The following is a 12233-nucleotide window of genomic DNA, read 5'->3' as shown; positions in this document are numbered from 1 at the left end:
ATGCCATTGGGGCGGGCATATCTAGGTAAGGTCGCTTGACAGTCGTTTCAGGGCATTGCTATAAAACGCTGCTATGCTTTGATCGTCGATTACATCGGTGACCATGCCATTAGAGCCATTTTTGAAACAGTCAAGGGGTGAAGTGTGAATAAGTCTGAGCTGATTGAAGCCATTGCCGCGTCTGCCGATATTCCAAAAGCAGCGGCAACCCGCGCATTGGATGCCATGGTGGAGTCTGTCACCGATAGCCTCAAAAAAGGCGACAGTGTTTCACTGGTGGGCTTTGGTACCTTCGCGATTAAAGAACGTGCTGCGCGTACTGGTCGTAACCCACAAACAGGTCAGCCGATCCAGATCAGTGCGGCAAAAGTACCTAGCTTCAAAGCCGGTAAAGCATTGAAAGACGCCGTTAACTAATTTGTACGCGTTTGTTGTTATCTATGGGCGTATCGCAACCGCGATGCGCCCATGTTATTTTTTAGCCCACTCGTTACGGGCGACCCGTTTAGCTGTGACTACCTGAGGCCAACATGCTGCAAAGTATTCGAAATGGATCCAGAAGCTGGGGAGCCAAGATTATTATTGGTGTCATGGTGGCCGCCATGGCGCTCTTTGGTGTGGAGTCATTGTTTGGCCTGTTTGGTGATGACCCAGATCAAGAAGCTAGTGTGAATGGCGAGCCCATCATGCGCCAACAAGTTGAAATGGAAGTTCAGCGTGCAATGCGTTCAGGGGAGGTCCCCCCCGAGCAAGAACGTGGACTGCGTAATGATGTGATGGATGAATTAGTTACCCAAGAGCTGGTTACCCAATACGCTGAAGAAGGGGGCCTCTACGTATCGGAAGACCAGGTCGACCAACTTATAGTCGGTATCCCCGAATTTCAGGATGACGACGGACGCTTCTCCCCGGAAGTGTTTCGTAATCGTTTATCCGGCGCTGGGTATACTCCCCTTTCATTTCGTGAAGAACTTGAAGTGGACGTAAAACGTCAACAGCTTCAGCAGGGCCTAGCGTTCAGCGATTTTTCGCTGGAGGGCGAACGCCAGCGCTTAGCAGAGCTTCAGCGTCAGCAGCGTAGCTTTCGTTACGTGATATTGGATACTGATGATGTTGACGATGATAATGAGATCAGTGAAGAGGCGCTTGAAACGTATTACGAAGCCAACGCCGACCGTTTTGAACGGCCTGAGCAGGTGCGCCTCGAGTACGTATTAGTTGATCGTCGCGACATGGCCAGCGACACCGAAGTTGACGAGGACGCGCTACGCGAGGCTTGGCGCGAGCAAAATAAAGATGCTGACCGTCGCGTCTCCCATATTATGGTTACGTTCGGCGATGAGCGGGAACGAGAAGAAGCCCAACAGAAAGCTGATGAGGCCCTTCAGGCCCTCGAAGATGGCGATTCTTTTGCCGATACGGCGGTACGTTACTCAGATGATACGGCCAGCGCAGAAGAAGGCGGCGATCTAGGGACGATTAGTCGCGGCTTTTTTGGCGATGCGTTTGATGAAGCCGCATTTTCTATCGATGAAGGCGAGACATCCTCGGTTGTGGAGATGGATGGCGCCTTTCACATCATTCAAGTCACCGATATTGATCGGCCGGCGTTTGAAGACCAGCGCGACTCACTCCGTGAAGACGTGGCGATGGGCGACGTGAATGATGAGTTTAACGAGAAAGTACAGCGGTTGATTGATGAAAGCTTTGCTGCCGACGATCTACAAAGCGTAGCGGAAGATCTATCGTTGTCTCTTGAGGAAAGTGACTGGCTTGCCCGTGACGACGAGGGTGACAGCGTTCTTTTTGAGCCAGGCGTTATGGAGCAAGCTTTCAGTGGCGATGTGCTGGAAGAAGGCTATAACAGCGAAGTGATCGAACTCGACGAAGATCGTCGATTGGTTGTTCGTGTTGCTGAGCATCGGGAGCAAACCCAACTACCGCTGGATGACGTCCGCGATGAAGTCGAAACCGCCGTGCGTGCCCAACAGCAGCAAGAGCGGCTAAAGGATCAAGCTGACGACATGATCGGTCGGCTTAAAGACGGCGAATCCATCGATATGGAATGGCTGGAAGCAGCCGACGTGCGCCGCCAGGATGACGTGACCGCATCGCAGTTGATTGTTCAGGCCGCTTTCCGTATGCCGCATCCTGATGAGGGTGAGAGCACTTATCAAACGGTGGTAATGCCCAGCGGTGTTGCGCTTGTCGCCCTTGACGAGGTGACCAGCGGTGATGTCGATGAAGAGCGTGAGCGCTTTGCTGCCCAGATGTCGGAGCAATTACGGTCGCAGTCGATTATCCAGGGGCTAATCGATGACCTACGCCGTGATGCGGACATAGAACGTTAACCGTAGTCTTTGCCGCCAATTAAAAAGCCGATCGTCATGATCGGCTTTTTTATGCCTTCAATTAGGGCGATGGCGGGTTTTTTAAGGGAAATTGACGTAACCGTGGCTCGGTATGATTGGTTTTTTCAATGACGATATCCCAACCGTGTTGGTCATCCCAATCGCCAAGTACGAAGCGTTTAGCGGGCACGTCTTCTACGGTCAAGTCATGCACTTTGGGACGATGGGTGTGCCCATGAATCATGGTTGCAACCCCATGACTTTCCATTAGTGCAACGACTTCACTGTGGGTAACATCCATAATGGCGTCCGCCTTGCCAGCATTGGCATCGCCTGACTGCATCCGCAGGCTGCTGGCTAACGCCACCCGCTGTTCCAATGGCAAGGCAAGTATTTGAGCTTGCCATTCAGGGTCCCGGGATTGTCGGCGAAATGCCATATAGTCGTCATCTTGGGTGCAAAGGCTGTCACCATGCAGAATGACGGCGGGCAGACCTTGGAGCTCGACTTCTTCTATATCAGGCAATAGAGTCGCCTGACATGCGGTAATAAAGCGCTCGCCGATCAGGAAGTCGCGGTTTCCGTGTATAAAATAAATAGCGGTTCCGTCGCTGCTAAGCTTATGTAACCGCTGAATGACCTCACGAGCGATAGCCCCCAGCGGGTGGGGGGTATCGATAAGGTCATCGCCAATCCAGGCGTCAAACAGGTCACCCAAAATGTACAGGGCATCAGCCCCTTTAGCAGTGTGCTCCAAGTAATCATAGAACCCCTGATTAATCTCAGGGGTATCATCACTCAGGTGCATATCAGCTATCAGCAGAGTACGCATAGAGCTCCCAGGGGTTATTCCGCTTCTTTGATATAGGCGCGCTCGATAATCACGTCCTCTGCGGGAACATCGGCATGCATGCCACGGCGGGTAGTGCTGAGGCTCTTGATGGCGTCAACAACAGACATTCCGTCGACGACTTCACCAAAAACGGCGTAACCCCAGCCCTGCAGATTTTTCCCGCTATGGTTTAAAAAGCTGTTATCGCCAACGTTAATAAAAAACTGTGCGGTGGCCGAGTGCGGATCCTGGGTACGGGCCATTGCCAGGGTGCCTTGGGTATTTTTAAGCCCGTTATCCGCCTCGTTTTCGATCGGATCGCGAGTGGGCTTTTGATTGAAATCCTGATCAAACCCGCCACCTTGCACCATGAAGCCATCAATGACGCGGTGAAAAAGAGTGCCGTCGTAAAAGCCATCGCGAACGTATTGCTCAAAATTGGCGGCGGTGGCAGGCGCTTTTTCGTGATTAAGCGCAATCGTGATGTCACCATGGTTAGTCTGTAATACGATCATAGATAAATTCCTGTTCAATAAAGGCGTTCGCCTTGGCGCTGTGCATCGGCGTCACGTTATAATAACGGTTTTGCTTGGCACCGCGAAGCGCTATACCGTTAGCGTAGAGCAGACGATGCCAGGCACGCCATCCACCATGAGGTTATCAACACCACCATGACCAACGAGACCACCCCAGCGCCGAACTTCATTCGCAACCAAGTACGCGACGAAATTGAGGGCGGCCAGGTCACAAAAATCGTGACGCGCTTTCCCCCGGAGCCCAATGGTTTCCTGCATATCGGCCATGCCAAGTCGATCTGTCTCAACTTTGGGTTGGCGGAGCAGATGGGTGGTGAGTGTCATTTGCGCTTTGACGACACCAACCCGGCCAAAGAAGAGCAGGCCTATATTGACGCGATCAAGGATGACGTCAGTTGGCTGGGGTTTGAATGGGCGGGTCCCGTACGGTTTGCCTCGGACTACTTTGATCAGCTCTACGCCTGGGCGCAGCATTTGATCCGTGAGGGTAAGGCCTACGTCGATGATCTGACACCCGATGAGATCCGTGAATATCGCGGAACGCTGACCGAGCCGGGCCAGCCGAGTCCCTATCGCGAACGCAGCGTCGACGAAAACCTGGACCTTCTGGAGCGCATGCGCAAAGGCGAGTTTGGCGAGGGCGAGAAAGTCTTGCGGGCCAAGATCGACATGGCCTCGCCAAACATCAATCTACGCGACCCGATTCTCTACCGTATCCGCCACGCCAGCCATCATCAGACCGGTGATAAATGGAAAATCTATCCGTCCTACGATTTCACCCATGGCCAGTCTGACGCCCTGGAAGGCGTGACCCACTCTATTTGTACCCTCGAGTTTGAAGACCACCGCCCGCTATACGAGTGGTTCCTGGATAACCTGCCGGTGCCGGCCAAACCCCGCCAGATCGAGTTTGCCCGGTTAAACCTCAACTATACGCTGACCTCCAAGCGCAAGTTGAAAATGCTGGTCGACGAACAGATCGTGGACGGCTGGGACGACCCCCGCATGCCGACGATCTCGGGGATGCGCCGGCGGGGCTACACGCCCGCGTCAATCCGCAAGTTCTGCGACATGATCGGGGTGACCCGCGCCGACGGCGGCCTGGTTGACATAGCCATGTTGACCCACGCGATTCGTTCGGACCTGGAGGACAATGCGCCGCGGGCGATGTGTGTGCTCAAGCCGCTCAAAGTGGTGCTCACCAACGTGCCGGAAGACCATGAAGAAATCTACGAGGTGGCTGGCCACCCCGCGCGTGAGGATATGCCGGTGCGCAAGGTGCCCCTGACCCGCGAGCTGTACATCGATCAGGATGACTTCATGGAAGACGCACCGAAAAAATTCTTCCGTCTTGCGCCCGGTAAAGAAGTTCGTCTGCGTAACAGCTACGTCATCCGTTGCGATGAGGTGATCAAGAACGAAGCAGGTGACGTCACGGAACTGCATTGCTCGGTCGATTTTGACACCCTGGGGAAAAACCCGGAAGGTCGCAAAGTGAAAGGGGTCATTCACTGGGTAAGTGCCGAGCACGGTATTCCGCTAGAAGTGCGCCTGTACGACAACTTGTTCATGGTCGAGCAGCCCGACCGCGATAAAGATGTCGACTTTTTGGATCATTTAAACCCTGAGTCGCTAACTGTTTGCAACGCTATTGGTGAGCCCAGTCTGGCTGATGCGGGGCCTGAGGCACGCTTCCAATTTGAGCGGATCGGTTATTTCTGCGCAGATCGTCACGTCTCGGTACCAGGCCAGTTGGTGTTTAACCGTACCGTGGGTTTAAAAGATAGCTGGGCGAAAATCAAACAGAAAGGTTAAGGAACCGGCATATGCATATTTACAATACGCTGACACGTCGCAAGGAGCCTTTCACCCCGCTGGTAAAGGGCAAGGTAAGTATGTATGTCTGCGGCATGACGGTGTATGACTACTGCCACCTTGGCCATGCCCGCGTTATGGTCGCGTTCGATGTCATTACCCGCTATTTACGTGAGCGTGGTTATGACGTTAATTATGTGCGCAACATTACCGATATAGACGATAAAATCCTCAAGCGTGCTGATGAAAATAACGAGAGTATCTCGGCGCTTACTGAGCGCATGATTGAGGCGATGCACGAGGATGAAGCTCGTCTGTATGTGTTGCCGCCTAGCCATGAGCCACGAGCGACTGGGCACGTCGACAATATCATTGCCATGATCGAGACTCTGGTTGAAAAAGGCTATGCCTACCCGGCGGATAACGGCGACGTGTATTATCGCGTTCGGCGTTTTGCCGACTACGGCAAACTGAATAACCGCCAGCTGGATGACATGCGCTCCGGTGCCCGTGTCGACGTTGACGTGCACAAGGAAGACCCTCTCGACTTTGTGTTATGGAAGGCCGCCAAGCCTGGTGAAGCTCATTGGCATTCCCCTTGGGGAAATGGCCGACCTGGCTGGCATATTGAATGCTCGGCGATGTCGACCTGCTGCCTGGGTGATACCTTCGATATTCATGGCGGGGGACCGGACTTGACGTTTCCCCACCATGAAAATGAAATAGCTCAATCTGAAGCGGCTACGGGCAAGCCCTACGTAAACACCTGGATGCACGCAGGTGCGGTAAGGGTTGATCAGGAAAAGATGTCGAAATCGTTGGGCAATTTCTTCACGATTCGTGAAGTACTGACAGAACATGACCCTGAAGTGGTGCGCTATTTATTGGTTGCCAGCCACTACCGCAGCGCAATCAACTACTCGCAGGATTCGCTTTTAGAGGCCCGGAAATCATTAACGCGGCTTTATACAGCGCTTGGGGGAGTGGAGATTGACTGCCCAAGTATGGCTAATAACCAGGGTGTTGCTGCCTACCGTGAACGTTTTACGGCGGCGATGGACGACGATTTCAATACCCCTGACGCGTTAGCGGTAATGTTCGACTTGGCGCGTGATATTAACCGAGCTAAGCAAGAGACACCTGAAAAAGCGTCAAGTTTGGCGGCTGAGTTAAGGGAGTTAGCCAGCGTGTTAGGGCTTCTCCAGCAATCGCCTGACGCATTCTTGAAGGGCTCACAGCAACAAAATCTGGCAATCAGTGAATCCGCAATTAATGACAAAATTGCTCAGCGTCAGGCGGCAAAGGCCAATAAAGATTTTGCTCAAGCCGATGCGATTCGCGATGAACTGGCGGCACAGGGCGTTATTCTTAAAGATTCACGGGAAGGGACGACCTGGGTGGTTGATACTTCTCACTAGATTGCCCGGCGAGAGGAATCTGACTTCAACGCACGACGGGCATATACTCCTAAAGAGTTCATGCTAAAAGGATGATAACAATGCGCTTTGTCACCAAATCAACTATCGCTATCGGTTGTTTTTCATTTATACCGTTATCTTTGGTTAATGCTGACGATGAGGTAGTGGTCTCGTCGAAAATTGACACGGAAGGGTCAGTGCTCGGTGAGCTGATCATCCAAACACTGGAGCGGCAGGACATTCCTACCGAAGACCGTTTGCAACTTGGCGGTACCAGTGTCGTACGTAGCGCTTTAGAAGCAGGAGAAATAGACCTTTACCCCGAATATACGGGTAATGGGGCCTTTTTCTTCGATATGGCCGACAGTTACGTGTGGAAAGATGCCGAGCAAGCCTATGAGACTGTCCGCGAACGCGACGCAGAACAGGGCTTGATCTGGTTAACCCCGGCGAGTGCTAATAATACCTGGGCTATGAGCGTGCGTAGCGACGTAGCAGAGGAGAACGACCTATCAACGCTCGACGACTTGGCTACCTACCTTGAGGAGGGCGGCGAATTTAAATTTGCGGCAAGTGCGGAGTTTGTCGAGTCTGAGCAGGCACTGCCCGCATTTCAGGAAGCATACGGGTTTGAGCTCAGCGAAGACCAGCTTCTCGTGCTTTCTGGCGGTAACACGGCGGCCACTATGCGAGCAGCAGCCGAGCAAACCAACGGTGTCAATGCAGCGATGACTTATGGTACTGATGGTGGTTTAAGTGCCCTAGGGCTTGTGGTGCTTGAAGATTCAAAGGGCGTACAACCGGTATACCAGCCTGCCCCGGTGGTGCGCGAAAGTGTGTTAGAAGCGTATCCTGACATCGATTCGTTGCTTGAAGATGTATTTAGCACCCTGGACCTCGAAACGCTACAGAAGCTCAATGCCGATGTAGCAGTGAATGGCATGTCACCGGATAAGGTCGCAAGCGATTACCTCGATAGCTTGGACGACGACTGAATGTCGTTATTGGATGCATTGCCAAGTCCCCCTCAGGTGTCTTGGCGGCAGTGGCAGCCAAATAGTGTTTTGGTGTTGCTATTCAGCGTGATGCTGTTGGCTATTTGGGTGTTTGATCTAGTTAGCATAGCGCCTAATCGTATCGTGAGTGGGGAAGGCGCTGGCTTGATTGAGGCAGTCGGCTGGTTGGGGGCACTGTTAGTCAGTAGTGTCATTATCACTTTACTGGCGCTAGCCTTCCAGCCAAACCAGCAGGGTTATCGTATTGCTTTAGTCGGCGTTTCCTTACTGCTTTTTTTAATGCCATTTGGCTTAATGGTTGCCAGTAATCGGCTGATAAGCAGCGATACCCCTCAGGCACGACTTAATCTTGGGATGGCCTATTGGGTAACGCTATCACTATTGCTGCTATGTTGGATTGAACTGCGTTTGCGCTTGATGCTACCCCGGCGATGGACCGTCATGTTATTGCTAGGCGTAGTACTCATATGGTGGCTGTGCGCTATGCTGGGACTCGAGGCTTTGGCGTTGGGGCAGGAGTTTCGCGCCCGAGACGATGAGTTTTGGCGAGCATTGCGCCAACATATAACATTGGTGAGCGTTTCCGTTGCTATCAGTATTGGTTTAGGACTGACGTTAGCCATGCTGATGCGGCGCTACGCTAAATTTCAAAAGATCGCCTTTGGGCTACTTAACTTCTTGCAAACGATACCCAGCATTGCACTGTTCGGGTTAATGCTAGGCCCTTTGGCGTGGCTAGCGGCTCAATGGCCATTGCTGTCACAGCTCGGCGTTAGCGGTATTGGCTGGGCACCGGCATTGCTGGCGCTCGTCGCTTATAGCTTATTACCCATGGTGCGTAATACCTATGTTGCCCTTGAGCAGGTAAGCCCGGAGACCCTCGAAGCCGCAAGGGGGATGGGTATGCGCAATAGCCAACGTTTCTGGCAAGTCCGCTTACCGCTTGCCTTACCGGTGCTGCTGGAAGGTATACGGATTACCGCGGTTCAAGCGATTGGTCTAACGGCTGTTGCTGCGTTGATCGGCGCGGGAGGGTTGGGGGCTTTTATTTTCCAAGGTTTGGGACAGGCGGCCATGGATATGGTGCTATTGGGTGCACTGCCGATTCTAATACTTGCGCTGATGGCCGATGCCGGGCTGGGGGCTTTAGCTGATGCTCTTCGGCCGAAAGACACCATACGGCCTGGAGAAAACGAATGATCGAGCTCGCCCACGTTTCCAAACATTTTGGTGACGTTGCGGCAGTGGATAACATTTCACTGCGCATTGCAAAAGGAAAATTTTGTGCGCTCGTGGGTACCTCCGGGTGCGGCAAGTCAACGACGTTGCGGATGATTAATCGTCTTATTGAGCATGGCGATGGTGAGATCATATTAGACGGTCAACCGATTACAGCCTACGATCCAGTTAAGCTGCGGCGGCGTATTGGCTATGTTATTCAGCATACCGGGCTATTTCCGCATTGGACGGTGGCACGCAATATTGGCTTGGTACCTCGCTTGCTTAATTGGTCAACGGCCGATGTTCAGGCAAAGGTTGCAGAGTTAATGAGCCTTCTAGGCTTGCCGATAGACGAATTCGCTCATAAATACCCTCATCAACTTTCAGGAGGCCAGGCGCAGCGTGTTGGCGTTGCACGTGCGTTGGCCGCTGATCCGGATATTTTATTGATGGATGAGCCGTTTGGTGCTTTGGATCCCATTACTCGAGAGAAGCTGCAGGACGAGCTTGCCAAGCTACAGGCGCGAATGCATAAAACAGTGGTGTTTGTTACTCACGATATGGATGAAGCGCTAAGGCTGGCCGACCATTTAGTGGTGATGCGCGAGGGTCGTATCGTCCAGCAGGGATCACCGCTGTCATTGCTGCAGCACCCAAAAGATCCTTTTGTCGAATCGTTGCTGGGTGGTCTTGAGCGCGGTCTAAAGCAAGCAGCACTAACCCGCGTCCAGGATCATATGTCGCCGATGGGGCCAACGTTACCCGCACAGTCGCGAATTCCCGCTGCGTTTTCCCTGCGTCAGGGGCTTTCCATGATGCTGCGCGATCATACCGATCGCCTCACAGTCGTGGATCAACACGACATACCCGTTGGTGAACTCACGTTGCGCAAAATAGTAAAAGAAGCTCAACCTGAGCAAGGAAAAGTGCGTGAGTCATAGCACGTTGAAACGTTCGCATACATCGCTTGGCGTTAACCAAGCAATGTGGCCGGCTATCTGGTTCACACTCTTGATGGTAAGCGTTTGGGGGTTTCCCTACGCCGATGCGCTTCTGCGTGCTATTGAGCCGAGCGCTAATGAGGTTGTTTACCGGCGGGCGAGTCTTGCCTCACTATTGGTACAGCATCTCCTCGTGGTCAGCGTTGCCGCTTTGCTTACCACTGTGTGTGGGGTGCTGGCGGCGATTATGGTAACGCGCACGTGGGGGCGAAACTTTTTGCCTTTAGTTGCTCAGGTCGCCTCGCTGGGTCAAACTTTTCCACCGGTGGCGGTGCTGGCGCTCGCAGTGCCTGCTTTAGGGTTTGGCACGCTTCCGATCATCGTTGCCCTGGTACTTTATGGCACGCTGCCGATTGTGCGCAACACGCTAGGGGGGCTGCAAGGCGTTGATAAAGAGATTAAAAGTGCTGCAATTGCCATGGGCATGACACCCTGGCAAGTCCTACGCCAAGTAGAGTTACCGCTAGCGGCGCCAGTCATTTTGGCGGGTATTCGTACTTCCATCACCATCAATATTTCAACGGCCGCGATCGGGGCCACGGTAGGCGCACGCAATTTGGGTGACCCCATTATTGCCGGTATTGTGAATGGCAATATGGCGTATATCGTTCAGGGTGCTCTGACGATTGCGTTGCTGGCGTTGACCGTTGATAGTCTGTTTGAACGAATCCAAGAACGGCTGCGCTTGCGCCTCTATACCTCTTAAGTCGAATCCCTAATGTGTCTCAGCTGCGTTATTGTCGCAGGTGTTGCGTTGACCAATGGCAGATAAATCCACTGGCATAAATGGTCATCACCGACAACACTGCCCTCAAAAGGGGTACGACAAGGACAATAATGATGACACAGCAATCGCACCAGCCTGTTTTTCTAACAGGCGATGAATTCTCGATTCCCACCTTTAGTTTGCTAAGCCCTGAGGGCGAACTTTATAGCGAGGCTGACGCTCCTCAGCTAGAACAAGCTCATGCGAGGCGTATGTACTACGCTATGCTTGCCACGCGTATTCTTGATGAACGCATGCTCGCGGCCCAGCGCCAGGGGCGACTGTCTTTCTACATGCAATGCACGGGCGAAGAAGCCGCCGTGGTGGGTGCTACCGCCGCACTTGACGATGCCGATATGATCATGGCCCAGTACCGTGAGCAGGGTGCATTGATGTACCGCGGTTTCTCCATCGACGAGTTTATGAATCAGCTATTTGGCAATGAACTGGATTACGGCAAGGGCCGCCAGATGCCAATTCACTACGGCTCGCGCAAGCTTCACTACATGACGATTTCGTCACCGCTCGCCACCCAGATTCCCCAAGCGACCGGATACGCCTACGGTCAAAAAATGGCCGAAAATGGGCACTGTACACTGACCTTTTTTGGCGAAGGCGCTGCATCGGAGGGTGACTTTCACGCGGCGCTCAATATGGCCTCGGTGCATCAGGTGCCGGTGATTTTTTTCTGCCGCAACAACGGCTACGCCATTTCGACCCCAGCGGTCGAGCAGTTCGCCGCCGATGGCATCGCTCCCCGGGCGTTTGGCTACCACATGCACGTCATTCGGGTGGACGGCAACGATGTGCTGGCGGTCTATGAAGCCACCCGACAGGCACGCAAGCTTGCCGTTGAACGCAATCAGCCGGTACTCATTGAGGCCATGACATACCGACTGGCCGCGCATTCTTCCTCCGATGATCCGTCAGGCTATCGCTCGAAAAATGAAGAAGAAGCCTGGCGAATAAAAGATCCGCTGTTACGAATGCAGAAATGGCTTTTGGCCAAAGGCTGGTGGAGCGAGGAAGAGGAAACCCGCGAGCAGGAAAGTCTGCGCCGCGAAGTGTTGGATACTATGAAGCGCGCTGAAAAGCGTTCGCCCCCGCCTCTCGATTCATTGATTAGCGATGTCTATGCCGACGTAACACCGGCGTTGCAGCGTCAATTTGATCAGCTCAAGCAGCATATTCGCCGTTACCCGGATGCCTATCCCCGCGGTGCCAAGTCGTTGGACCTTGGCGTAAGCACGGATACCGACTCACAGGGGGAGGCGTAA

The 12233-nt window shown here is 53.2% G+C and carries 11 protein-coding genes; 9 read left to right on the top strand and 2 right to left on the bottom strand.

Annotated elements, in window-relative coordinates:
* Positions 1–144: 144 nt before the first annotated feature.
* A complete protein-coding gene (gene hupB / locus CPH17_RS03495; RefSeq protein WP_027335814.1) occupies positions 145–417 on the top strand; it encodes a nucleoid-associated protein HU-beta in 273 nt (90 codons plus the stop codon).
* 113 nt (positions 418–530) lie between these two features.
* Positions 531–2351 carry a SurA N-terminal domain-containing protein gene (locus CPH17_RS03490; protein WP_074396296.1) on the top strand — a complete coding sequence of 607 codons (1821 nt, stop codon included), beginning with the start codon at positions 531–533 and terminating at the stop codon, positions 2349–2351.
* A gap of 61 nt (positions 2352–2412) precedes the next feature.
* Here the strand turns inward: CPH17_RS03490 and CPH17_RS03485 are convergent, their stop codons facing one another.
* The gene (locus CPH17_RS03485; RefSeq protein ID WP_096298269.1) at positions 2413–3183 is read right to left on the bottom strand and encodes a UDP-2,3-diacylglucosamine diphosphatase; all 771 of its coding nucleotides are present in this window, start codon (positions 3181–3183) and stop codon (positions 2413–2415) included.
* Positions 3184–3197: 14 nt separating this feature from the next.
* Positions 3198–3698 carry a peptidylprolyl isomerase gene (locus tag CPH17_RS03480; protein WP_074396298.1) on the bottom strand — a complete coding sequence of 167 codons (501 nt, stop codon included), beginning with the start codon at positions 3696–3698 and terminating at the stop codon, positions 3198–3200.
* Positions 3699–3854: 156 nt separating this feature from the next.
* Here CPH17_RS03480 and CPH17_RS03475 point away from each other — a divergent pair, with 156 nt between their 5' ends.
* From CPH17_RS03475 to CPH17_RS03445, 7 genes are all read left to right on the top strand, one after another.
* Positions 3855–5534 (top strand): glutamine--tRNA ligase/YqeY domain fusion protein, encoded by a 1680-nt coding sequence (locus CPH17_RS03475; RefSeq protein WP_074396299.1) that lies wholly within the window; start codon positions 3855–3857, stop codon positions 5532–5534.
* A gap of 11 nt (positions 5535–5545) precedes the next feature.
* Positions 5546–6952 (top strand): cysteine--tRNA ligase, encoded by a 1407-nt coding sequence (gene cysS / locus CPH17_RS03470; RefSeq protein WP_096298267.1) that lies wholly within the window; start codon positions 5546–5548, stop codon positions 6950–6952.
* An 80-nt stretch (positions 6953–7032) separates the two neighbouring features.
* The gene (osmF, locus tag CPH17_RS03465; RefSeq protein ID WP_074396301.1) at positions 7033–7947 is read left to right on the top strand and encodes a glycine betaine ABC transporter substrate-binding protein OsmF; all 915 of its coding nucleotides are present in this window, start codon (positions 7033–7035) and stop codon (positions 7945–7947) included.
* Entirely contained in the window at positions 7948–9168 is a 1221-nt protein-coding gene (locus tag CPH17_RS03460; RefSeq protein ID WP_074396302.1) for an ABC transporter permease, read from the top strand. It begins immediately after the preceding gene.
* Positions 9165–10130 carry an ABC transporter ATP-binding protein gene (locus CPH17_RS03455; protein WP_074396303.1) on the top strand — a complete coding sequence of 322 codons (966 nt, stop codon included), beginning with the start codon at positions 9165–9167 and terminating at the stop codon, positions 10128–10130. Before CPH17_RS03460 ends, CPH17_RS03455 begins: the two co-directional genes overlap by 4 nt.
* Positions 10131–10173: 43 nt before the next feature.
* A complete protein-coding gene (locus CPH17_RS03450) occupies positions 10174–10896 on the top strand; it encodes an ABC transporter permease (protein ID WP_074398489.1) in 723 nt (240 codons plus the stop codon).
* 134 nt (positions 10897–11030) lie between these two features.
* Complete coding sequence (locus CPH17_RS03445; RefSeq protein ID WP_074396304.1) at positions 11031–12233, top strand: thiamine pyrophosphate-dependent dehydrogenase E1 component subunit alpha; 1203 nt, start codon at positions 11031–11033, stop codon at positions 12231–12233.

The organism is Halomonas sp. hl-4, assembly GCF_900215475.1.
Classification (GTDB): Bacteria; Pseudomonadota; Gammaproteobacteria; order Pseudomonadales; family Halomonadaceae; genus Vreelandella.
Note: the sequence above shows the minus strand (reverse complement) of the source record. Positions and strands in the feature narration are given on the sequence as shown.

Excerpts from the sequence above, each read along its gene's own strand:
- cysS (WP_096298267.1), top strand. The coding sequence starts at position 5,546 with ATGCATATTTACAATACGCTGACACGTCGCAAGGAGCCTTTCACCCCG.
- CPH17_RS03490 (WP_074396296.1), top strand. The coding sequence starts at position 531 with ATGCTGCAAAGTATTCGAAATGGATCCAGAAGCTGGGGAGCCAAGATT.
- CPH17_RS03480 (WP_074396298.1), bottom strand. The coding sequence starts at position 3,698 with ATGATCGTATTACAGACTAACCATGGTGACATCACGATTGCGCTTAAT.
- CPH17_RS03460 (WP_074396302.1), top strand. The coding sequence starts at position 7,948 with ATGTCGTTATTGGATGCATTGCCAAGTCCCCCTCAGGTGTCTTGGCGG.
- osmF (WP_074396301.1), top strand. The coding sequence starts at position 7,033 with ATGCGCTTTGTCACCAAATCAACTATCGCTATCGGTTGTTTTTCATTT.
- CPH17_RS03475 (WP_074396299.1), top strand. The coding sequence starts at position 3,855 with ATGACCAACGAGACCACCCCAGCGCCGAACTTCATTCGCAACCAAGTA.
- CPH17_RS03445 (WP_074396304.1), top strand. The coding sequence starts at position 11,031 with ATGACACAGCAATCGCACCAGCCTGTTTTTCTAACAGGCGATGAATTC.
- CPH17_RS03450 (WP_074398489.1), top strand. The coding sequence starts at position 10,174 with ATGTGGCCGGCTATCTGGTTCACACTCTTGATGGTAAGCGTTTGGGGG.
- CPH17_RS03455 (WP_074396303.1), top strand. The coding sequence starts at position 9,165 with ATGATCGAGCTCGCCCACGTTTCCAAACATTTTGGTGACGTTGCGGCA.
- CPH17_RS03485 (WP_096298269.1), bottom strand. The coding sequence starts at position 3,183 with ATGCGTACTCTGCTGATAGCTGATATGCACCTGAGTGATGATACCCCT.